Source organism: Nostoc sp. C110, assembly GCF_043099725.1.
GTDB lineage: Bacteria > Cyanobacteriota > Cyanobacteriia > Cyanobacteriales > Nostocaceae > Nostoc > Nostoc muscorum_A.
In genome coordinates this window covers 2,573,124-2,595,843 of sequence record NZ_CP171148.1, presented here as the reverse complement: position 1 = coordinate 2,595,843, position 22,720 = coordinate 2,573,124, and the positions used below count along the sequence as shown (strand labels likewise).

17 protein-coding genes are annotated in these 22,720 nt (G+C 41.4%); 11 read left to right on the top strand and 6 right to left on the bottom strand.

The features are described from left to right. Positions 1-668 precede the first annotated feature (668 nt). Complete coding sequence (locus tag ACFFRD_RS16660) at positions 669-1,466, top strand: superoxide dismutase (RefSeq protein ID WP_392482408.1); 798 nt, start codon at positions 669-671, stop codon at positions 1,464-1,466. 113 nt (positions 1,467-1,579) lie between these two features. On the opposite strand, the gene ACFFRD_RS16655 is transcribed toward ACFFRD_RS16660, so the two are convergent. Both ACFFRD_RS16655 and ACFFRD_RS16650 read right to left on the bottom strand, forming a co-directional pair. Beyond that, a complete protein-coding gene (locus tag ACFFRD_RS16655; protein WP_392482406.1) occupies positions 1,580-2,905 on the bottom strand; it encodes a hypothetical protein in 1,326 nt (441 codons plus the stop codon). Between the two features lie 109 nt (positions 2,906-3,014). After that, the gene (locus ACFFRD_RS16650; protein WP_190961665.1) at positions 3,015-3,656 is read right to left on the bottom strand and encodes a hypothetical protein; all 642 of its coding nucleotides are present in this window, start codon (positions 3,654-3,656) and stop codon (positions 3,015-3,017) included. Positions 3,657-4,653: 997 nt separating this feature from the next. Here ACFFRD_RS16650 and ACFFRD_RS16645 point away from each other — a divergent pair. The 7 genes from ACFFRD_RS16645 to ACFFRD_RS16615 all read left to right on the top strand — a co-directional run bounded on the left by ACFFRD_RS16645 (position 4,654) and on the right by ACFFRD_RS16615 (position 11,582). Continuing rightward, the gene (locus ACFFRD_RS16645; protein ID WP_179075131.1) at positions 4,654-5,082 is read left to right on the top strand and encodes a hypothetical protein; all 429 of its coding nucleotides are present in this window, start codon (positions 4,654-4,656) and stop codon (positions 5,080-5,082) included. Between the two features lie 498 nt (positions 5,083-5,580). Beyond that, positions 5,581-6,939 (top strand): APC family permease, encoded by a 1,359-nt coding sequence (locus tag ACFFRD_RS16640; RefSeq protein ID WP_392482405.1) that lies wholly within the window; start codon positions 5,581-5,583, stop codon positions 6,937-6,939. A 142-nt stretch (positions 6,940-7,081) separates the two neighbouring features. After that, positions 7,082-7,744 (top strand): class I SAM-dependent methyltransferase, encoded by a 663-nt coding sequence (locus ACFFRD_RS16635; RefSeq protein ID WP_193946672.1) that lies wholly within the window; start codon positions 7,082-7,084, stop codon positions 7,742-7,744. A 225-nt stretch (positions 7,745-7,969) separates the two neighbouring features. Then, complete coding sequence (locus ACFFRD_RS16630; RefSeq protein WP_392482404.1) at positions 7,970-8,779, top strand: glucose 1-dehydrogenase; 810 nt, start codon at positions 7,970-7,972, stop codon at positions 8,777-8,779. Positions 8,780-9,069: 290 nt separating this feature from the next. Then, the gene (locus ACFFRD_RS16625) at positions 9,070-10,473 is read left to right on the top strand and encodes a glycoside hydrolase 100 family protein (protein ID WP_190961670.1); all 1,404 of its coding nucleotides are present in this window, start codon (positions 9,070-9,072) and stop codon (positions 10,471-10,473) included. 228 nt (positions 10,474-10,701) lie between these two features. After that, positions 10,702-11,004 carry a hypothetical protein gene (locus ACFFRD_RS16620; protein ID WP_012408314.1) on the top strand — a complete coding sequence of 101 codons (303 nt, stop codon included), beginning with the start codon at positions 10,702-10,704 and terminating at the stop codon, positions 11,002-11,004. A 104-nt stretch (positions 11,005-11,108) separates the two neighbouring features. Continuing rightward, positions 11,109-11,582: a hypothetical protein gene (locus ACFFRD_RS16615; RefSeq protein ID WP_392482403.1), complete on the top strand. Its 474-nt coding sequence runs from the start codon at positions 11,109-11,111 to the stop codon at positions 11,580-11,582. Positions 11,583-11,639: 57 nt separating this feature from the next. Here ACFFRD_RS16615 and ACFFRD_RS16610 read toward each other — a convergent pair whose 3' ends face one another. Together ACFFRD_RS16610 and ACFFRD_RS16605 are read right to left on the bottom strand one after the other, a co-directional pair. Then, positions 11,640-11,822 carry a hypothetical protein gene (locus ACFFRD_RS16610; protein ID WP_012408316.1) on the bottom strand — a complete coding sequence of 61 codons (183 nt, stop codon included), beginning with the start codon at positions 11,820-11,822 and terminating at the stop codon, positions 11,640-11,642. Between the two features lie 109 nt (positions 11,823-11,931). Beyond that, positions 11,932-14,961 (bottom strand): UPF0182 family protein, encoded by a 3,030-nt coding sequence (locus tag ACFFRD_RS16605; protein ID WP_392482402.1) that lies wholly within the window; start codon positions 14,959-14,961, stop codon positions 11,932-11,934. Between the two features lie 720 nt (positions 14,962-15,681). Between ACFFRD_RS16605 and ACFFRD_RS16600 the strand changes: the two genes are divergently transcribed. The 3 genes from ACFFRD_RS16600 (at position 15,682) to ACFFRD_RS16590 (ending at position 18,914) form a co-directional block, all read left to right on the top strand. After that, positions 15,682-17,739 (top strand): protein kinase, encoded by a 2,058-nt coding sequence (locus ACFFRD_RS16600; RefSeq protein WP_392482401.1) that lies wholly within the window; start codon positions 15,682-15,684, stop codon positions 17,737-17,739. A 415-nt stretch (positions 17,740-18,154) separates the two neighbouring features. After that, positions 18,155-18,454 (top strand): WGxxGxxG family protein, encoded by a 300-nt coding sequence (locus ACFFRD_RS16595; RefSeq protein WP_392482400.1) that lies wholly within the window; start codon positions 18,155-18,157, stop codon positions 18,452-18,454. A 265-nt stretch (positions 18,455-18,719) separates the two neighbouring features. Beyond that, entirely contained in the window at positions 18,720-18,914 is a 195-nt protein-coding gene (locus ACFFRD_RS16590; protein ID WP_190961675.1) for a hypothetical protein, read from the top strand. A gap of 29 nt (positions 18,915-18,943) precedes the next feature. On the opposite strand, the gene ACFFRD_RS16585 is transcribed toward ACFFRD_RS16590, so the two are convergent. Together ACFFRD_RS16585 and ACFFRD_RS16580 are read right to left on the bottom strand one after the other, a co-directional pair. Continuing rightward, on the bottom strand, positions 18,944-19,846 hold the full coding sequence (locus ACFFRD_RS16585) for an IS982 family transposase (RefSeq protein WP_392483087.1): 903 nt from the start codon (positions 19,844-19,846) through the stop codon (positions 18,944-18,946). 216 nt (positions 19,847-20,062) lie between these two features. Beyond that, complete coding sequence (locus ACFFRD_RS16580) at positions 20,063-22,687, bottom strand: chloride channel protein (RefSeq protein WP_392482399.1); 2,625 nt, start codon at positions 22,685-22,687, stop codon at positions 20,063-20,065. Positions 22,688-22,720: the final 33 nt, after the last annotated feature.

Sequence of the window (22,720 nt, the reverse complement as noted above, 5' to 3'; positions counted from 1 at the left end):
TTTCCTATATGTATTTACTAACTTGATTTTTGATAGTCGGCTAACTAGAAATTTAGAACCATAACAAACTTAAAAATTATCCATATTTGTTCATACTAGATATGTAGATATCAAAAAGCTTTGAACAATAAGGGTATTTATGGATTAGATTGTTTCATGTGTATTTGAATTAACTAACAATCACTACACAACTGTCAGTAGCACATATTTTCATGTTTACAATGGTTTAATTATAGGTTTAGCAAAATAAGACTTCGCCTATATCTGCCAAGAGTTTTGCTTGTTATTTTAAGTTATATACCCAAGGGAATAAATTAGAGAATGGACTTATAACTGGATATTTCTATGTTAAGATAAATCTAAAAATATTCTTAAAATTTTCTAGACATTAAAGCTGTATCACTTTTCAGTTATTTTTTTTATAAAAATCTTGAATGCAATGATGGTTGTATTAGAAATTTATTTATTAAATAATTTTCGCTGGCAATGGAGATTTTGGGGTGTGTTAAATAGCCCCATACACTTGTAGTGATTAATTCTATTATTTTGATAATTTTTTGCTCTAATTACCTGATAAAGTAGTATATATATCTGGGTTAAGTGGGCTATTAAAGAATAGCCTCTCATCAGATTGCAAGCCAATAATATTGATTTTGAGGCTACAATTTATGATAAGATTTTTGCGAAAAAAAATAGTTTTTTTCTTCACAACAATTGTGCTGGCAATTCTGCTAATTTCTCATCAACCAGTACTAATAGCTGAAGCACAATCTTCTACACCAACACCAACGCCTGCTAGATCATTTCCCCCTGTAGCTTATCCTAATAGGGCACTAAGCGCTTTCCCTGCACAGCTACCACCACTGCCTTATGGTTATGGGGCATTAGGAAAAGCTATTGATGCTGAAACGATGAAATTGCATCATGATGCACACCACGCTACCTACGTCAAGAACTTAAATGATGCATTAAAGCAGTACCCAGATTTGCAAAAAAGAAGTGTTGAAGCTTTATTAGTGGATTTGAACAGCGTACCTGAAGATATTCGGACAAAGGTACGTAATAACGGTGGTGGTCATCTCAACCACACGATTTTTTGGCAACTGATGAGTCCCGACAGTGGTGGACAACCAACGGGAGCGATCGCTCAAGAAATTAACCAAACTTTTGGCAGTTTTGATGCCTTTAAAAAACAGTTTAACGCAGCAGGTGCCGCTCGCTTTGGTAGTGGTTGGGTTTGGCTAGTACGCAATCCTCAAAATCAACTCCAGATTGTTACTACAGCAAATCAGGATAATCCAATTATGGATGGTTTCTATCCGATTATGGGTAACGATCTATGGGAACATGCTTATTACCTTAAATATCGCAACCGTCGGGCTGAGTATTTGAATAATTGGTGGAATGTTGTGAATTGGCCGCAGATTAACAGACGATCGCAACTTTCATCACAACAACCTCGTTAGCCATACCATCAAGGATATCAAACCGCTTATAGAAATCTTTATAAAGCTACCTCTAGAGGTAGCTTTATTCATAGCGCTGCTACCCCTATACATTCTTTTTTACAGATGTCTAATTATGAATTACGGATTTTTAAAGACCGATGTTTAGAACGAACTATGTATAGTAGAACAATTAGCAATACAAGCGCTTTGATCATTGATGGCTCCACTACCTTCTTCACTTCCGTAGGGGGTTTAGGAGTAACATTACACGGAATCTCAATGATCTGTGTGTGATCTGAGCCACTACCACTAGGAGTCAGATCGCATTCGCCTTTGCTGGTGAGAGACAAAGGTGTAGGTGGAGGTGTAAGTGGAGGTGTAAGTGGAGGTATAGGTGTATTTTCTGGAGGAATAGATGTTTCGCCTGAAGAAGTATCGCCCATTAATAGAATCATCGCTATAACAAGAGCTCCAATTCCTAGTGGCCAGAGTGGAAAGGAATCAGGGCTGTCTGCTACGAAGACTTCTCCCTCAGAGCCAGGGATATCAAAGGCTATTGTTTCTCCATCCAACGGTACTGGACTGTCACTAACCAACATATCTCCTGGGATATCTTCTCCCAAAAGCTGATTAAATTCTTCTGGAATCGCGTTGTTGGGTCGTCCGAGTTCCCCACCATCTTCGGAGTATGGGTAGGATAGTAGCTCAAAAACCCTCTTTTCGAGTTGGTTTGGATCTCCAGAATTCAACGCATCTAAGCCTGTAGAGATTTTATTTATATAAAAATTCGTCATCTCTGGCGACAGACCTAAAGATTGAATTTGCTCCTTAATGTTGGAAATTTTTGAGGCTTCCTCAAACAGCAGTCGTCCGTATGAGAATTTCAAGTCTAGTAGTCCATCACGGAGGCTGACCGAGTTATTGCCTCCTGAGTATGGAGACCAGTAGAACTGGTTTGTTACTAGTCCGAGTCCTTCTACTGGATTGCGACCAAAATGTTGTCCAAGAAGGTATTGAGAGCTATCCATGATTGCGGGGGATTCGTTTCTCCAAAAAGAGGCGAAAGGCACCGCAGGGAGATTGGGATTGTTACCGTAAAACCTAGCGAAATTCTGGAAATTTTTCTCCCCACCGGCTGCTCGAATCAGGAGGTTTTGATAAGTACTACCACCGTTTAATTCCACTAATCGTTGGATTACCGATCCAGTTTTATTGCAGGTCAGACCAAATCCCACCTCACATCCAGGAATGACTCGCATCTGGTTCAAATTCTGGTTATTGATTTGGTACTGGAGATACTCAGGCTCCAGTCCTTGTTGGATACCATAGCGTCCAATATTGAGTTGTCCAAAAGCAGACTGACACGTAGTGAGTCCTACTGCAAGAGATGAGAATGCGATTGTTGCAAAACGAACCGCTTTCGATATTGCAATTCTTTGAAAAATTGATTTAGGCAAGATGCACCTCCAGTAAACACAGCAATTTAATTGGGTTGAGAATTCGGTATTGGTTCTTCTCCCCAATCTCCAGTCCCCAACCCTCAGTCACCAATCCCCACTCCCGAATTCAACTCTTAGGTAAATAAATGTTGATCGTGATTCCGGTACCTTTAAGATTTCCTGATGAGAGTGTGTGATATAAGACCATTCCCCGATTTGGTTGATCGAAAAGAAACGCACGACGTGTAGGTTTGATCTTCCCTTGCTTTACTAAAGAAACGAAGGCTTCTAAATATCTACGTATACCTTTGCGGTTCTCTTGAGTCGTATTCAAATGATGCTCGATCAGCATCATAAAGAAGTTCAAGCTACGATTTTCTTGCCCCTCAATCAGACTGCCCTCATCTAGAAAGGAACTTGCTATGAGCCTGTTATCAACTCGTTTAACCTTAAACAGAGTAAAGTAACGCCCTTCTTTTTTCGGATCGTTCGCATAACAGACCCAAGAACCCTCTTTATTTTGGGTAAAACCTTGTTCAGCAAGGTAAGAAAGCAAAGAATTATTGCCCTTAGTCTGTGGTGGAGGTAATAAATCTTCAATGGGATCTAAAGAGCAAATCCTCTGTGTTGTTTTCCGTTGAGACACAGCAGCAGCCTCCTGGATACGGAGGCGCAGGGGCTTGTCAGCAGACATTGCCATGCTAGACATTGCAGCCAATACAGACACTTGGAGAGCGATCGCTCCAATCAAACGAACAATGATATTCATGTTTTACCTGTTACTTTTACTTACGTTGTTAATAATCAAGTCGTTACTAAATCAGGATTGATTTAGCAGTCCTAAACCATTTGTTAAATTTAAGTGTTTGCCTCATTTGATCGAGGTCGCTTAAGTTTTCACCAGTCAAATAGGAATTTTATATATAGGTAACTAAACACAAAGATAATCAGTATCTAAATAAAAGACACAATCTTAATGTTTTATTGGCAACAAAAAATCTGCTTTCTGTTACTTTTACGTATACAAAAAACCCTTGACATTGCGTCAACACTTTTATATTTACTGTTGTCTAAATTTTTGCCGATGCTAAGAGGTTTTTATGCCTTCTTCACTGGCTATCATGATTCCTAAAAAAGGGCTTTTTTAGCTCTTTAGTATCTTATATAAGCAGAGTTTCAAAAGCTCTGTGCTTTGCACATTGATGCTTTTGGTGATTTCCTTGCTGGGTTGAATAACTTTTTGTTTTTTGGAGGTAGCACGCCTGACTAGCTGTTTCAGCATGGTCGTAAGTTGATGTATAAATAATATCTCCTGACAGTAAAATAATATTACCATGAGCTTGAGACATGCAACTGTATTGTGGACAGTTATCAAAGTTGTACACAGTGAATCGTAACTACCTCTCTATGAAATTTCATGGCAAATAGCTAAGAGTCAAAGTCCATTTACTTATATATCGTTAGTATTTTTAAAATATAGTACTGTTGTTCTCAGACTATTCAATTTTTTGTCTTAAATATAACCTGTATTTAAAAGGCACACGTATATCAAGATATTCTTATTGCTGGATAAGCTTGATTATCTGAACTTTAAGCTAGAAGCGATCTCATCATATCCTGACTTTTCACGGCATCTGGAAAACCTCTCTCCTCTTAGGAGAGAGACTTTGAATTTTCCCCCTCCCCAATACATCAAGAGGATAAAAAAAGCGTATCTTTGACTACAATTAAGATATTAACTTGGTATTTTTATAAGCCTTGACAGTATGAATGTGGAATTTTTTAACAGGATTCCTTTTATGCCTTTAGTATTACTATGGCTAGCTTACACTCTCCTGGGATGGTATCTTGCTGCTAATCATATTGTTTGGTTAGTAGGAGCTTTTGTGGCTGCTATGGTTATAGTTATTGTGCGAAAGAGTACTTCTTGGTTAGAGCGTTTAGTTGAATTTGGATCTCAAACTTTAGCTGTCATATTATTTTTAAGTATATCAATTGCTTTTGTAGCAACTTGGTCGCTATTATTAAGGCTTTTTCTCATACCTTTAGCAACTACGATTTTAGCTGATTTGGAAATGCGCTTTTCTGGCTTTAACAAGCTAGATTCTTTCTGGATTTTAACAGTTATAGCAGTATTAGGTTTGGTTATAGGTGAATTAATCGATATTCTACTTTTTCCCAGTAGTAGATACTAAAAAATTAAGAGTAAAAAAATATTTTTATGATTTATTTCTCGCTAATCCCTACTAATCTCAAATTTTAGGTGATTGCTAGATCATCTAGCTGCTTATTGAAGCAATTCATGATTACCCACTATTAGTCAATCATTCTCTAGATTAATTTGACATTCTCCCCACCTTGCTCTGAAAAGCATAATTGAAGCGATCGCTGTAGGTACATTGATCTGAATGTGACGAGATGGATATTACCGCTTGAAGACATATCACTCAATACGGTTCGGTTAAAGGGTAAAGGGAAAAGGTTTTGAATACATCCTTTCCCTTTTACCCCTTACCCTTTACCCAGACCACAAGGAAAGTGAAAAATGCTTATCCGAACCGTATTGACATATTACTGATGATTGTCATTTTTGAGTCACATTTGTTTTTAACCATAGAGACATAGGTAAAACAGTGCAAAAAAAAGATGAAACAAAGCGGAGAGTTCCCACTCAACACTAGTAAGGAAGTGACGTGAGTAGACGTAAAGACTACAGTTTGCTTCAGCAGACAGCAACAACTGAAGTAGCAACACCCAAGCCATCACTGACATTACCAGATGCAGTGGCTCTGATTGTCGGTATTGTCATCGGGGCGGGGATTTTTGAAACCCCGGCTTTAGTGGCAAATCAAGCAGGTAGTAATATTGCTGTACTGCTTTTTTGGCTAATTGGCGGTGTAGTATCTCTGGTAGGAGCGCTGTGCTATTCAGAGTTGGCAACTGTCTATCCCGATGTTGGTGGTACTTACTATTATTTGAAACGTGCATTCGGGCGGGGAGTTGCCTTTTTATTTGCCTGGGCGCGGATGACAGTAATTCAAACTGGTTCTATTGCTCTGTTGGCATTTGTTTTTGGCGATTATGTTTCTCAGATATGGCGGCTAGGAACGTTTTCGTCTTCTATTTATGCAGCCATCGCGATCGCACTTTTAACTGCTTTGAACATCATCGGTTTGCAGCAGGGGAAGTGGACGCAAAACTTGCTAAGTGCAGCAAAAGTTCTGGGTTTGTTGCTGGTAGTGATTCTTGGGCTTACCGCCATTCCTAATTCTGTTCCCCCTGTAGAATCTGCATCATCAGGAACCTGGGGATTAGCGATGGTGTTTGTGTTGTTGTCTTACGGCGGTTGGAATGAAGCGGCTTACATCTCGGCAGAAATTCAAGATGGACGACGCAATATAGTGCGATCGCTAATGTGGAGTATTGGGATCATCACAGCCATTTATTTGCTAATCAATCTGGCTTACCTACGGGGACTAGGATTAGCAAACATGGCCCAGTCGGAAGCAGTAGCCGCAGATTTAATGCGCTCTCTTTGGGGCGCACCGGGAGCCTTGTTTATTAGTGTATTGATTGCGATCGCTACTTTAGGAGCAACCAACGCCACAATCTTTACCGGAGCGCGTACCAACTACGCACTGGGACAGGATTTTTCGCTATTTGCTTTTATGGGACACTGGAAACAGCGTCCAAGTAGTCCCACCTATGCCTTATTCTTGCAAGCAGCGATCGCTTTAGCACTGGTTTTTTTAGGCACGCTCACCCGCAAAGGCTTTCAAACAATGGTGGATTACACCGCCCCAATATTTTGGTTCTTTTTCTTGCTTTCTGGCATATCTCTGCTGGTGTTGCGAATCCGTGAACCCCACATAGCACGACCATTCCGCGTGCCATTTTATCCTTTCACACCATTGCTCTTTTGTGCAGTCTGCGGTTACTTGCTTTATTCCAGCTTGGTTTATACAGGCGTGGGAGCAATTGCAGGTGTTTTAGTTGTCGCAGCAGGTATCCCCCTGTTGTTCTGGAATAACTATCGCCAAGGTAGGATGTGAGATGAGTGAGCAGGGGGGCAGGGGAGACAAGGGGACAAGCATCTCCTTTATCTCCCCCCTCTTCCTTGTCTATCTTGTCTTTTCTCCATACCCAATGCCCCCATACCCAATACCCAATAACTATTGACAAAGGAGAAAATTCATGAACTTCAAAAAAATTCTGTTTTTACTGGTTACAGGCGTTAGTGTTACCAGTTTAGGAATTGCTGGGTGTACGCCGCAACAACAAGATTTGGAAGCCGGAACACAACAACCTTCTACTTTAACAGGTCAGACCGAAACCGAAACACCATCGGCGACAACTCCCACAACTCAAGTCCAAGAACGTCCTGGAGATGTTCCTTATGTACCTACACCACAGCCAGTGGTAGATGCAATGTTACAAGTGGCAAAAGTGGGTAAAAATGATGTGCTTTACGACCTTGGTAGTGGTGATGGAAGAATTGTTAATACTGCGGCACAAAAGTTTGGTACGCGCGGTATCGGTATAGATATTGACCCCGATCGTATCAAAGAAGCTAATGAGAATGCTAAAAAGGCAGGAGTAACCGATCGCGTCAAGTTTGTCCAACAAGATTTGTTCAACACTGATTTTAGCGAAGCAACAGTAGTTACACTTTATTTACTGCCAGAGATCAACGCCAAACTCCGTCCCAAGCTGTTGAAAGAACTTAAACCTGGGACTCGCATTGTTTCCCACGCCTTCGATATGGGCGATTGGAAACCACAGCAGACTCTCAATGTAGAGGGCAAAACTGTTTACTATTGGGTAGTCCCTGAACAAGTGCCAGCGAATTTGCGATAGGGACTAACTAATTCGTAATTCGTAATTAAGAGGCATCAGATTCAAGTTGAGTTTTCATCTCTTGGATCTGTAGCCTGATTTTTGAGAATTGATTTTAGAAATTCACCTTTTTTAAATTTAAATTACCTCCATTGGGGGTTGACAAAATAACTTTAGATATTTGAAAGAATAATCTAAAATTCAAAATTGTTTGACTAAGTTCAAATTCAAGCAAGGTCAGGAAATATGATAGGGTTAAAGGGAAAGAATGCTTTAATTACAGGTGCAACTTCAGGAATTGGTCAGGCGATCGCAATCAGACTCGCTCAAGAAGGGTGCAACATCGCCATCAATTACCGCAAAAGCCCAGAAGCGGCGGTAGACACAGAAGAAATGGCACTGCAAAAAGCCTGCGGAAATATTGAAAATTGTGGTGTGAAGTCACTACTACTTCAGGGTGATGTCTCCCAAGAATCAGACATTATCGAGATGGTCAACACCGTAGTAAAGGAATTTGGCAGTTTAGATATTCTAATTAACAATGCTGGCATTCAGATAGAAAGCCCATCCCACGAAGTTACAACAGCAGACTTTGACCGAGTAATTGCAGTCAATCTCCGGGGTGCTTATCTCTGCGCCCGTGAAACTATTAAACACCTCCTATCTCTAAATCGTTCGGGGGTGATTATTAATATTTCCAGCGTTCACGAAATTATTCCGCGACCGATGTATATCAGTTATTCCATTAGCAAAGGTGGTATGGAAAACCTGACCAAAACTTTAGCATTGGAATATGCAAGCCAAGGTATTCGTGTCAACGCTATTGCCCCCGGAGCAACAATTACACCAATAAATCAAGACTGGATAGATAACCCTGAAAAAAAGGCGATTGTGGAAAGTCACATCCCAATGGGACGTGCCGGCTCTTCAGAGGAGATGGCAGCCGCAGCAGCTTTTTTAGCTTCGGATGAAGCCGCCTACATCACTGGACAAACGCTATTTGTAGATGGCGGATTGACTCTATATGCTGACTTCCGGGAAACTTGGTCAGCTTGAGAAAGAGGCAAGGGAGCAGGGAGCGGGGGGCAGGGGAGCAGGGGAGCATAAAGGGGATTCGCCAACTCTTAGAGAGGCTGCACCAGCCAACGGCAGAGCTACGTGACCACCCCTGTTGCGTTAGCTTCCGGTAGAGTACGAGAACCACACTGGTTGTTGTGGGGGACTCAAACCCATTTTCTGCTCCACAGATGGAGAAAGAGGTCATTTCCCCCTGCCTTTTTGTTGAGTAAGGCTGGCGTACTTTCCATAATTAAGCCGATACATACCATTAGTGGAATTAAATACCCATGACTAGCGCCATCGATAAGAACAGTCAACTGGAAGCAGAAGCTTGGGAATTATTGGAAGAGTCGATAATTTATTACCAGGGAAAACCCATTGGGACTGTAGCCGCTCACGATCCAGAGGCAGATGCACTCAATTATGACCAGTGCTTTCTCCGCGATTTTGTCCCTTCTGCCTTAGTGTTTCTCATGTATGGGAAACCAGAGATTGTGCGTAACTTCTTAGTAGAAACACTGAAATTACAAAGTCATGAAAAGCAGATAGACTGCTTTGAACCGGGAGCGGGATTAATGCCTGCCAGTTTCAAAGTACATTCTAGGGGGAATGAGGAATTTTTGGTCGCTGATTTTGGTGAATTGGCGATCGCTCGTGTTCCCCCGATTGATTCTTGTATGTGGTGGATTCTCCTGCTACGAGCTTATGAAAAAGCTACAGGCGATTTGTCACTAGCGCGTCAGCCAGATTTTCAAGCCGGAATCAAACTAATTTTGGATCTTTGCTTAGTACATCGGTTTTCCATGTACCCAACAATGTTAGTTCCCGATGGCGCGTTTATGATTGACCGTCGTATGGGAGTCTACGAACATCCTCTAGAAATTCAAGTGTTATTCTATGCGTCCTTGAGGGCTGCTAGTGAATTGCTTTTGCCAGATGGGGATGGCGATACTTACCTCGGCAAAGTCAATAGGCGATTGGGATCTTTGAAATATCATATCCGCAACTATTATTGGCTAGACCTGAAGCGATTGGGGGAAATCTATCGTTACAAAGATAACGAATTTGGTAAAGAAATTGTTAATAAATTCAACATCAACTCAGAATCAATTCCTGGTTGGTTGACCGAGTGGTTGCCAGAAACGGGAGGATATTTAGCGGGAAATCTGGGGCCGGGACGGATTGATTTTCGCTTTTTTGCTCTGGGAAATCTGATGGCAATCTTAACTTCCTTAGCAAGCGAAAAAGAATCTCAAAGCATTATGAATTTATTCGCCCAACGTTGGCAAGACTTGATCGGCTATATGCCTGTTAAAATTTGCTTTCCCGCTTTAGAAGGGTTAGAGTGGAGAATTGTTACAGGATGTGACTCTAAAAACAGGGCTTGGTCTTATCACAACGGTGGCAACTGGCCAGTCTTACTGTGGTTATTTGCGTCTGCGGCGCAGAAAGCAGGTCGAACAGAACTTGCTCAAGCTGCGATCGCTATTGCCGAAAGGCGTTTATTGAAGGATAAATTCCCTGAATACTACGATGGCAACAATGGCCGTTTAATTGGCAAAGAAGCCAGAATTTATCAAACTTGGAGCATTGCTGGATTGCTGGCTGCTAAAAAGTTTGTAGAAAATCCAGAGTATTTGGAATTAATCAGTTTTGCAGAGGGTCTTGAAGTCCCAGGCTGTAGCCTGTAGGTATTTAGCGGTGTCATTATTAGGGTGTCTCTACTAACTATTTTCCCAGTCCCCAGTCTCCCCTAGTCCCTAGACCTCTTATTTAATCATGAGAACGGATAAGTAACCTCAAATTCCCAAATACTCGATAACTGATACACTATATTGTAAGAGGTATCTGAAGTGTCATACTTAGTAATATCATCAGATAGTCTTTGCATCCTTAACACGTTTTAACGTGGATAACACATGAAAACTACTTCAGATTTAATTTCAGAATTTGAACAACTATTCAGACAAAAATTACAACTAAATAATTGTAAACTCAGAAAGAAAAGACAAGAGAATAATTATGAAATTATTACTCCAGCTAAAGACATTTTTTTGATGTATTGGTCTGAATTCCCAGAAGTTAGCTTAATATATCAGGCTGTAGGGGTACGAACTCAGCAGACTAGTGTTTATGAACGTGCTATCCGCTTGCACATTAGTTCTTGTTTGAGTAGTATTCAGGAAAATCCTACCTCTGAAACACCATTATTGGTGAAATAAATAATACTTAGATAACCCACATAATATTTACTAAACTCTCGCCAGTTTTTGTAATATAACTGACGAGGGTTTTTCACCTAAAATCTGTTGATCGAGAGATAAAAATGCAATCTGAAAAAAATCAAGATCCAGATCAGCTAGATTATAAAACCTTGTTAGCCAATGCAAAGCAAGCCTTAAAACTTGAATATCATAAATCAGCCGCTTTAGCGTCCCAACTGCAAGCCATAAAAACTCAGTTAGAGCAAGTTCAGGCTGAAAACAAAACTCTCAGGGAAAGTGCTTATGAAGATGTAGTTAAGCACTTTGAGGCACGGACTCAAGCAGCAGAAGCACTCGCATTAAAAACAGAAGTACGCCAAACATTCCTTGAAGCCAATGGTTGCAAGGATGATGAGAGCTTTGATACTCTATGGGATAGCATTAAAAATAAGATTCAGATCCAAGACGGCGAAGTGAGAATCGTTGCTCCAAATGGTACTCCCAAATTCACCTTAACGGGCAGCATGATGACTTTGAGGGATTTTATTCAATCCCTCAAAAAAGACCCAATCTCGGAAAAATTTTTCTTGAGCTAGAGAGCCAAATTAATCAAAGGCTTTCGCTATAAGTAGACTAAAAATTGTAGTAGAAAGCTATTCATCTTCGTCTCCTGGCGGTCTTTCGCTCTCGCTTTGTTGGGCGTTCCACTCCAAAATAATGCGTTCCAACATCTCAGACTGCGTACAGCTATTAACATCCGCGTACATTTTAATCAACTGCCTCACTTCAGGACTAATGTGGCGGATCTCTAGTTGGTTATTTTGTAGCATGTCCATTAACTTTTAGTGTCTATTACATTATGTTGAACCATTAAACTATGTCTGTTGCAATAAATTTTGTTAATGGCGATCTCTCTTTGTCGCCTGCTATGTGTTTTAGAATCCTTTAACCAGGAGGGGCTGCTTCTTCAAAGGGACGGATAATTGCAGGGGGTGGTGTAACTTCTGGTTTAAAAATTCCCTGTAAGGCTTGTTCTAAGGTTTGGGCCATGACAATCCGGTTTTCGTAAGCCACAACTACCCGCACCAGAGTTGGCAGACTATTCTGTGTGGCTTCTAAATAGATTGGCTCGACATAAAGCAGTGATTGCTCAATGGGAATTACTAATAGATTGCCTTGAATAGCTTTCGACCCTTGGCGATTCCACAGGGAAATTTGCTGAGAAATTACCGGGTCTTGGTTGATCCGCGCCTCGATTTGCTCTGTACCGTAGACCAGCCTTTCTTTAGGAAAAGTATATAACAATAACTTACCGTAATTAACACCATCCGATCGCGCGGCTAACCAAGCGATTAAATTAGTCCGTTGTCTAGGAGTATAGGGTAGAAACAGAATAAACTCTTCTGTACGAGAGGCTGCGTCAACAACAGGTGCAGTGGGTAGACTAGTAATCAAATAGTATGGCTCTACCGGACGAGTTTCACTGCCATAGATTTCATTAGGAATCTGCCACTGGTCTTCCCGATTGTAAAATACTTGGGGATCGGTCATGTGATAGGTCATCAACCGCTCAGATTGAATTTTGAAAAAATCCACCGGATAGCGGGTATGACTGCGGAGATTAACAGGCATTGTACTGAGCGGTTTAAACATTTGGGGAAATATCCCCGACCAAGTGGCAATGATTGGATCGCTGGGATCGGCAATATAAAAATTGACAGTACCGTTGTAGGCATCAATTACTACTTTGATAGAATTGCGAATGTAGTTGATCCCATCGCTGCCAGTATCTGAATAAGGATAGCGATCGCTCGTCGTGTAGGCATCAATAATCCAGTAAAGATAACTGGGATTACTGGGGAAATCTTCATTGGCAGCAGCAGCTACTAAATAGGGATCGCTGTCAAATTTCAAAAAAGGTGCGATCGCTTGAATTCTTTGCTTGACATTTCGCCGCAGTAGCAATTTTGTCTCTGGTAAAAAGTCCTGCGTCAGCACCATCTGCCAATCTTTTAAATGCATGGCAAATAACCACCGTCGCCATACTGAACCGATTTCCACGCCACCCAGACCATCGTAAGAGTTGTAAACATTGTCACTACCACTGGGGTAGTCTAACTCTCTAACTCTTGTGCCAGTCATTACGTAGGTATTGGCTATTTCACCGTAATAAATTCGGGGTTGACCAATGGGAATGCTTTTACGAATGGCTGCACTAGAAGTTGTGAGGGCGCTACTATCATCACTAATATCTTTGACAAAATATTCTGGTAGACCACCCGGCCCAACTGTATTAACTGGGCTAACAGTAAACCCAAAACCGTGGGTATAAATTAAATGGCGGTTAACCCATGTTTGAGCTTCCTGTGGTACAGCATTGTAGTCTAATTCTCGTGCAGCAATCAGTACCTGCCGCCGTTCTGTTGCTTCATCCGCTTCCTGTTTAGGTTCTGGTGGGTTTTGGGACGCTGATGGTCGGGGTGAAGTTATATCTGTTTTCAGAGTATACCGATCAATATCGGCATCAGGGAACCGATAATACGGCCGAATTTGTTGCAGTTGACGGTTAGTTTCTAAAAGTGGTCGCTGATCCCAAAGGCGGATATTCCGAATTGTCAAGTCATTCTTTTGAATATCAGCTTCAGTCAGTGTTCCTTGAGGGTTGAAGCCTGTGGAATCGATCGCTTCTAAATCGAACGCTTGACGAGTCAAGGCGATAGTACGTTGAATGTAGGGTTGCTCTCGCTGCAACTCATTAGGTTGGACAATTAAATATTGCACTACCGTTGGTAAAACAACGTCAGCCGCCATAACTAATACTAAATAAATCCCCAACCCATAAAATACCAAGGAACGATACCGAGATTTGGGTTTCCAGAAAAACGTTCGCCAAAGTAGGTAAAAGGCGATCGCTACTGCCACAACACATAAAAAGGTATAAGCTGGCAACTGGGCTGTCACATCTGTATAGCTAGCACCATAACTTACACCACGGCTAGAATACACAAGTTCATAGCGACTTTGCCAATAACTCAAAGCCACTACCAACATCAATAAACCACCCATACCGAATAAATGACGCTGCTGCTGGGGCGAAAAACCAGGAAAAATCCCCTGACTTAAACTATCCGCCGACAAAAGATAAGTAAGGGTAACGGCGACGAAACCATACAAACATAATCCCATCAGCCACAGTTCTAGCAGTTCCCAAAGGGGTAAAGAAAATATGTAAAAGCTGATATCTCGACCAAATAAAGGGTCAGTGCTGTTGAAAGGGGTGGGGTGGAAATATTGCAGCACCTTTGGCCAGTGTTGGAATAGGATGAATGCAAAAATGGGGCTGAATATCACCGCGATCGCAGTTAATAAAAATTGGGGATAGATTAAGATTGCGATCGCTACTCCCCCAATTAAACCGAGATACCAAACTTGAGAGAAAATCTGCCTCAAGAGTTGCCAGATTGTCTCTGGTCGAAATAGGGCGGGAATGGGTAAAATGCCCTGATTAACTGGAGAATTCCAGTAAGAAAAAGCAATTTGACCATAGTGAACCAACATCACCCCGATCAACAAGCTTAATATCAGGGTTAGGGGTAATAACCCGCGCAATCTCAATTTTTTAAAGCGTTGCGGTGTAAGTATCCGGGTTTCGTCGCGTCTTGAATAATGAGGGCTGAGAAAATTTGTTAATTCACTCGTGAGTTTTGCTTCTTCACGCCTAACTTCCTCAATCTTCAGAGACTGCGAATATTTGAGCCGTTGTGCCAAACCCAGATTTAGCAGTAGATAGACAGCAGTTATCCCAGCTACTGCTACCCACAAAACACCACGAGTCATCACCCTCAACAAAAATACCTGGAGGTAGCCGACTTCCTGAAACCAAAAAATCTCTGCTCCGATGCGGGAACCGAGATCCAACAGTAACCCCAGCCCCAAGAATAAAATTAATAGTCTAAAGCCCCATTTCCAGATCATTCCTTGGCAGCCAAACTATCTGCATCAACGAAGGTATTTGATGCTTTCCCAAAAATTATTACTACTTTCCACGATAGCTGAATTCACCAACACCTGAAAATTTATATCCGAAAGTCAAAGTTTAATTCACGTACTTTACAAAAGGATCGTGTTGTGTATAAGGAAGCAGGCGTAAATAATTGTCGTTGGGATAAGGCAATAGGCAATAAGTATAAAGCTTTTAGCCTAGTTCATTTTTCTTTACATAGTTTTATTTTATTGTGCCAACTTGCTTAAACATAAATAGGTCGGTCGTTTCAGGTTTTTATTAATCATTCTTTGATAGGAAATACACTCAGGCGCTAGGGGTAATTCATGTAGATGCAAAGGGATGAGCCATTCCGGTGAACGAGTTATTCGGTATCAAGGAACTGGCATTAGCGTACCCCTACGCGTAGGGCTTACCGATTGCACTTACAACAAATGTGATTTTTAAAATCATCCATATTTGGTATTTCCTATCAATGCGTAAGTATTATATTATGGTTCATTTTATGCAAATAAATTCTTCAAAAAATATCGCTTAAGCACAACTTTTTTCAAATTATTTAAATTCTTCAATACCTGATGAGGCAAGGAAATTGGGGATATGTATAGGTTCTCAGTGAGATTAACTAAGAACAGAGATAATACTGCATGACTTAAGATGAATATATACTCCCATTCAAATGGATTCCCAGTATGCTCTGTTGTGTGAATCCCGATTGCCAAAAACCCCTAAATCCTGATAAAAATAACTATTGCCATAGTTGTAGAGCAGAATTAATACCCCTGCTGGGAGGTCGCTATCGTCCCACTCAGGTGTTATCAGATGAGGGCGGATTTGGTAGAACCTATTTAGCAGAAGATGTACATAAGCTGAATGAATGCTGTGTTGTTAAGCAATTTGCCCCAAAACTTCAGGGAACTGGGCCACTAACAAAGGCCATTGAACTATTTAAACAAGAAGCAAGCCGACTACAAGAACTCGCCGAACATCCACAAATTCCAACTTTATTGGCTTATTTTGAGCAAAATGGCTATCTGTTTTTAGTGCAGCAATTTATCGATGGGCAAAACTTGCTTAAGGAATGGGAAAGGCGCGGAAACTATAGTGAAACACAGATTCGTGAACTTTTGCTAGATTTACTGCCCGTGCTGAAGTTTACCCATGTGCGGGGAGTGATTCATCGGGATATCAAACCACAAAATATTATTCGTCGTCAAAGTGACGGGCGATTAGTGCTAATTGATTTTGGAGCCTCTAAGCAGCTGACAGCAACAGTACAGACTAAAATGGGTACTGTTATTGGCTCACACGGTTACACTGCACTTGAACAGATGCAAGATGGTAAAGCTTACCCAGCCAGTGATTTATTCAGTTTAGGGGCGACTTGTTTTCATCTACTGACTGGGGTTCGTCCATCTCAACTGTGGATACAACAAGGCTATAGTTGGGTTGGGTCTTGGCGACAATATGTAATCAGTCCAGGTAGGGATGGGGTTTCTGTGTCTATAGAGTTGGGTGAAGTTTTGGATAAGCTGTTGCAACGAGATATCCAAAAGCGTTACCAATCGGCTGATGAAGTCATCGCTGACTTGACACCTGGGCTATCATCATTTTCACCACTGCCCGTAACTCTACTTACACCAACATTTGCGTCTACTCCAGCAAACAAAAGGCCAGTTTTAACAAAACTAAATAAGACATTAAAAAGTCAACTGCTGTTAATTTCTAGCATTGTGGTATTGGGATTGGGGGGAGTGTGGTATTTCCAGACTCGCCCCCATACAATGAGCGAATATTCTCCGTCTAATTCTCCGCCTACTTCTTTGCCTATTTCTGCGCCCTCAAAAAGCGATTTTCTACCCAAAGCCTTCAAGGGGCATTCCAGCGATGTGAATTCTGTAGCTTTTAGTCCTGATGGCACAACCCTTGGTAGTGCCAGTGATGATAAGACAATCAAGCTATGGAATCTGGCCAGTGGAGAGGAAATCCACACTTTAGAAGGACATTCCAATTGGATTTGGACTGTAGCATTCAGTCCTGATAGTAAAACCCTTGCCAGTGGTAGTGCAGACAAGACAATCAAACTGTGGAATGTGGAGACAGGAAAGTTAGTCCGCACCTTAGAGGGAAATACCGACGGAGTTACTTCTGTAGCTTTCAGTCCTGATGGCAAAACTCTTGCCAGTGGTACTGCTAGTAAGGATATAAAAATCAAACTGTGGAATCTGGAGACAGGAAAGTTAATCCGCACTTTAGATGGACATACTGATGGTGTTCCATCTGTGGCTTTTAGTCCTGATGGCAAAATCCTAGCTAGTGGTAGCTGGGATAAGACAATTAAATTATGGAATCTAAATACAGGTAAGGAAATTCGCACTTTAAAAGGAAATGCAGATTCGATTCTTTCAGTCGCTTTTGCACCTGATGGCAAAACCCTAGCTAGTGGCAGTAAAGATAAAACAATTAAATTGTGGAATCTAAATACAGGAAAGGAAATCCGCACTTTAAAGGGACATAAAGATAAGGTTAATTCTGTTGCCTTTTTGCCCAGTGGAACTCAAAATGGCCTTACCCTTGTCAGTGGTAGCAGTGACAAGACAATTAAACTGTGGAATCCTTTGACAGGTAAGGAAATTCGCACTTTAGATACAGGTTCTGGATATATTTATGCGATCGCCATCAGCCCTGATGGAGAAACTATTGCAGGTGGTGGGAGTGGTGAAAATATTCTCAAGATTTGGCACAATTGATAGATAATGCAATACAAGTTTTAGTATAAATATTAATTATGGGTATGCACATTTGCAGCATCAAATTCCCACACAAAAATGCCAAGTAAAATCTATAAAATTATCCCATATTTATTTATTAAGCCCACCACTGACCAGAATTACTGTATTTTCTGCCTTCAATTATCAACATCAGTCATAGCTGAAGAGGTAATTTTTTCTTCTGTAATCGAGCTGGTTTTAATGCGATCGCTGACTTCATTATTACCTAATTTCATAGGCTCGGTAATATAATCTATACCAAAATGCTTATTTAATCGATTGCAAATGCAACTTTAAGCTGATTTATATTTGCAGCTAAAGATTGATGCTGGCGTTGTCAAAACTTAATATGCTTTAACTATTAGTTGTAGCAATTCAATTGAGGAATGTGATCGTGAAACGCTTTAATGTCTCCAAAATTCTAGGAAGTACTGTTCTAGCTCTAAGTTTGGCTACTTTACCCACAGTTATGCCTGCTTCTGCTCAGACAACAGCAGCTCCTGATGGTACTGCTACAAATACTACTACAGACCGCGCTGCTACCGATCGAAATTATCAAGATGGGGATTGGGGTTTGTTGGGCTTGCTCGGTTTATTTGGTTTATTGGGTCGCAAGAATCGCAAAGCTGATGATAATGTAGCTTATCGTGATCCTAATGTGGTAGGTTCCACTGGCTCCCGTTCTAACTATTAATAATAAGTTGCATTCTAATTTTGCGTAATTCTTAAAAATTATTATGGGTAAAGCCTGCTGATGCAGGCTTTGTTTGTATGTTTAAATAACTCCAACCCTTGGGGAGTAAGGACGTATCAAGTTTCCTTGCTTCAATTGTTAATTAGGGATTTTCCAAAATATAAAATTGGCGAACAAAACAGCACCATGACACTTCTAATTTTAGCCATTTTCGTGCAAACTTAGTAAAGTTAGTTAGTGGTCATTAGTTATAATTTCAATAAAAATGGAAGATTCAGTATTTATTATATTTCTTTCCTTTGGGTTTCTTTGGGTTTTGATGGGAGTTGTAGGTTGGATTGCGTTTCTAAAATCTGAGGGTGAAGAAATTAAGTTTGGAAAATGGGGACTGATAGTTGCTATTCCAATCTTAATTCCAATAATTTTTACTTTGATTATTGGTGTTCTTTATCATAGGTAAAAACAGTAATTAACGTGAGTTCGACAGAACTAAAAAATAGCAGGAGGCAATGCAGGTAAGTCTTTTGGGTAAATGTCAATAGATGGTTTTTTGGGCAAATAGGTATAAGCAGTAAGCCCTGCCATCAAATTAACCAAAAAGTTAAATGGACTACGATGGCGAGAGTGTTCTATTTGACATATATTTTTCAAATGGTCATTGACGGACTCAATGACAGCACGTTTGCGTAACAGAATTTTATCAATCAGTTTTACCAAGCGATTTTTCATTTTCTTTTTAGATTTTGTGACTAATTGCAACCCTCGCTCATATAACTCCTCAAATAATTTTTGAGAGATGTATCCTCTGTCACCAAAGAGTTTACCAATCAAGTCCTTAGTCATATCTGGGACTGGTTTTCGGTCATCTACATTTGCTGGGGTTAGTGAAAATGCGAGTAATTCTCCACAATCATTAATAATTAAATGAAGCTTGAATCCAAAGTGCCAACCCACAGAATTTTTCCCCCATTTCACCAACCCTTTAAATACCTTGTGAGAATGTGCTCTACAGTTGTGACAAACATTAATTGGGGTGGAATCAATAAAGCTAATCCCTGTAATTTCTCCTGTACGTGTATGTAAAAAACAACATAACAGCATTAAACACCAGGGCATCAGTTCCACAAACCGAGTGTAGCTGACCAGATTTGGAAATGCTTCACGCCAACTTGTCAGCACATGCATGGTATAGAATTCTTTGAAAGTCTTATATCCACTGCCATGAAATGCAATGACTATTGTCATCACCTCTGATAGATGCATTCGGGAAGTGCTGCGCCTTTCTCCTGTTGTCGATGGCAACTGTGGTACTTGCTGCCAGAGATTTTCCCACTGGTTACAGAAATCATCTACGTCGCAGAAAATTTGCGTGATGTCGAGGCGAGATATCATGGTAGACATAGCCGAGACCCTGATTTTTGTTAGATATTATTAGTCTCGGCATTTTTTTGTGACTTTTTTGCTGATTCTCAATCAATTGTAGCGATCGCTTGGCCCTGTCCAGTTGAGCAAATTCATATCTAGCAATCTTTTTGGGCTTTCCTATCCGTCGAACTCACGTTAATTATATCGTAATATTTATGTCAACCGCAGGTAAGCCTAAGTAGTTCACTTGTGAATTGCACCTCTGACCAAAATCACTGTACTTTCTACACCAGAGGCGATCGCTTCTGGAATATTACCTTGAATTGCCTGCTGCAATAATCCCTCGCGTGATGCTCCCAAAACTACAACATCGTAACCTTCGGTTTTCACTAGGTTAATCACACCTTCCGCTACTGAATCAGCTTGCACTGGGAGCGCAACTACAGTACTAGATAATTTTTGCCGTCGCATCAAATGGCGAATGGCTTGTTCTGAAATTGACATATCTGGCTTGAATTCAAATGGCTTAAACACCTGTGTCAAGTGAATTTGCGGTTCATTTCCCAATGTAATTAAAGCAGGTAATAACTTAATTGCTAGCGGAGAATTGGGGCCACCAGCCATTGGCACTAGCCAGCGATTGAACTGGGGGCTGGAAATTAGGGAGTGCTGGGTAGTGCCTAATTTTACTAACACGACTTCACAGGTGGCTTGGCGAATTATGTTGTCTACAACACTGCCAAAAATCCGACCAGGGGTAGATGTGTTACCTTTCCATCCCATTAAGATTAGGTCGATGTGTTGTTCGTTGATTGTCTCTAAAATTGCCTGGGCGACATCGTGGGTAACTCGAATCTGCGTGTGCAAGGGAATTTTCCACTTTTTTGCTAAGACTTCTGCCTGTCTTAGCAAGCGGCGACTTTTTGCCGTTCTTACTTGTGTTTCTGATGGGGAACTGTGGCGGGGTATGAGCATAACTTGCACGCAATCTATTTCATAATGGCGATCGCGGGCAATAGCTGCTGCCATTTGTAATAAAATACCTGCGGTTTCGGGATTAGCTACTGGTACTAATAATCTACCGCTACCGGTGCTAGGCGATCGCGTTTGGTAAACTATGTATGAAGGTTCTGGTTGCAGCTTAGGAGTTCCATTTCCACAATTGAGATGATCTACTTCCGCCCGAATAATATCTGCACGGGTAATAATCCCGATCAGTTTCCGTCCATTCACCACTGGTAAGCGACTGATTTGATAGCGATCGAGTAAATACAACACATTGGCCAGAGTGTGAGTCGGTGTCACCGTCATCGGGACAGGTGTCATAATTTCTTTTAAGAAAATATCAGCTAAATTGCGATCGCGGAGCGTGTGCTTTGCACTCTCACGAATTTTCAGTAAATCTGATTGCGTCACAATCCCTACTAACTTGCTATCTTCTACCACAGGAAAACCACGATGATGTGAACGAGCAAAGGACTGCATGGCTTCTTCTAAGCTCATCTCTGCATCCAGAGTTTCCACTCGTTCTTGCATCACATCTTTTGCAGTTAACTTAGTTAATGCTCCCTCCATTGGAAGTTGTTTGGTGAGAGTAATACCTTTTAACTCCAAAAGTTTCTCATAAAGCGAACCAGGGACTACCTTATCCGCAACCAGATAAGCTGCTACAGAAACAATCATTAAAGGTAGTACCAGATTGAAATCTGTAGTCATTTCAAACACAATCACAATTGCTGTGATTGGCACTTTAGAAACGGCACTAAAAAATCCCCCCATCCCCGCTAGGGCGTAAGTAGTCGGAGAACCAACTCCAGTGATATATAACTCAGCTACACCGATGATATGTCCTAAACAAGAACCCAAAATCAGACTCGGAGCGAATAATCCCCCTGGCGCTCCCGAACCAAATGCTATGAGTGTGAGGATGAATTGGGCGGCAAAGGCGATCGCTGCTACTGTAGGTTGTGAACCCCCAGTAATTAAGGACTCCCGTAATCCTGTATTATCCCGGAAGGATGGAGGGAGCATAGCCACGACAACACCAGAGATAAATCCAGCTAAAGCTACCCGCAGGGGTAAGCTGATGTGTAATCTTCTATAAAATTTAATACTAAATATTAAGCCGCTATGAAACAATGCACCCAACAACCCTGCCAAGATACCTAACAGTACAAAAAAGGGAATTTCTGGGATAGAAAATTGGCTGGAAGATTGCGTTAATTGCAGGTTCAGGTCAAGAGAGCCACCACCTAAGAGTCGGGATATTACCCCACCAATAAAGGAGGCGATAATGGCAGTTCCCAGAGTCAATCCTGATAAATCTTGGAGTAACTCTTCAACGATAAATAATACACCTGCGATCGGAGCATTGAAAGCAGCAGCCAAACCCGCACCCGCTCCTGCTGCAATCATTTGCCGTCGATGATCGGGGGAAGTGGGAACCCAACGACTCATGCCTGCTGCCAAACCTGCCCCTACTTGGACAGTAGGGCCTTGCCGTCCTAGAGTCATGCCCGAACCGATGGCGATGATAGCGCTGAGTAACTTTACACCTGCTACCCGCCAAGATAAATTTACAGGCACATTTGCCAGAGAAGCTTTGACTTGCGGAATACCGCTACCAGCAGCCTCTGGTGCCAATCTATCCACCATCCATCCAGCGAGAAATCCCAGGACAAGACCAATTACAGGTAATACCAGCCATGCCGGGAAAAGGTGGGTTGTATGCACTCGCCATGTTCCCAGCCATCCCGATCCTACTTTCAGGAACACCGCAGATAGGGCAGCAACCAAACCGATAACACAAGCTTCGGCGATCGCTAAACCTCTTCTAGGCTGCCACCAGGTGCGAAAACGCTGATTCATACCAATTTTGGATTTTAAATCTTGGATTACAAA

What these genes read in the sequence shown, in the direction of transcription:
- ACFFRD_RS16630 (WP_392482404.1), top strand. Translation starts at nt 7,970, where the DNA reads ATGATAGGGTTAAAGGGAAAGAATGCTTTAATTACAGGTGCAACTTCA.
- ACFFRD_RS16590 (WP_190961675.1), top strand. Translation starts at nt 18,720, where the DNA reads ATGGAAGATTCAGTATTTATTATATTTCTTTCCTTTGGGTTTCTTTGG.
- ACFFRD_RS16625 (WP_190961670.1), top strand. Translation starts at nt 9,070, where the DNA reads ATGACTAGCGCCATCGATAAGAACAGTCAACTGGAAGCAGAAGCTTGG.
- ACFFRD_RS16635 (WP_193946672.1), top strand. Translation starts at nt 7,082, where the DNA reads ATGAACTTCAAAAAAATTCTGTTTTTACTGGTTACAGGCGTTAGTGTT.
- ACFFRD_RS16605 (WP_392482402.1), bottom strand. Translation starts at nt 14,961, where the DNA reads ATGATCTGGAAATGGGGCTTTAGACTATTAATTTTATTCTTGGGGCTG.
- ACFFRD_RS16610 (WP_012408316.1), bottom strand. Translation starts at nt 11,822, where the DNA reads ATGGACATGCTACAAAATAACCAACTAGAGATCCGCCACATTAGTCCT.
- ACFFRD_RS16585 (WP_392483087.1), bottom strand. Translation starts at nt 19,846, where the DNA reads ATGATATCTCGCCTCGACATCACGCAAATTTTCTGCGACGTAGATGAT.
- ACFFRD_RS16650 (WP_190961665.1), bottom strand. Translation starts at nt 3,656, where the DNA reads ATGAATATCATTGTTCGTTTGATTGGAGCGATCGCTCTCCAAGTGTCT.
- ACFFRD_RS16645 (WP_179075131.1), top strand. Translation starts at nt 4,654, where the DNA reads ATGAATGTGGAATTTTTTAACAGGATTCCTTTTATGCCTTTAGTATTA.
- ACFFRD_RS16620 (WP_012408314.1), top strand. Translation starts at nt 10,702, where the DNA reads ATGAAAACTACTTCAGATTTAATTTCAGAATTTGAACAACTATTCAGA.
- ACFFRD_RS16600 (WP_392482401.1), top strand. Translation starts at nt 15,682, where the DNA reads ATGCTCTGTTGTGTGAATCCCGATTGCCAAAAACCCCTAAATCCTGAT.
- ACFFRD_RS16660 (WP_392482408.1), top strand. Translation starts at nt 669, where the DNA reads ATGATAAGATTTTTGCGAAAAAAAATAGTTTTTTTCTTCACAACAATT.
- ACFFRD_RS16580 (WP_392482399.1), bottom strand. Translation starts at nt 22,687, where the DNA reads ATGAATCAGCGTTTTCGCACCTGGTGGCAGCCTAGAAGAGGTTTAGCG.
- ACFFRD_RS16615 (WP_392482403.1), top strand. Translation starts at nt 11,109, where the DNA reads ATGCAATCTGAAAAAAATCAAGATCCAGATCAGCTAGATTATAAAACC.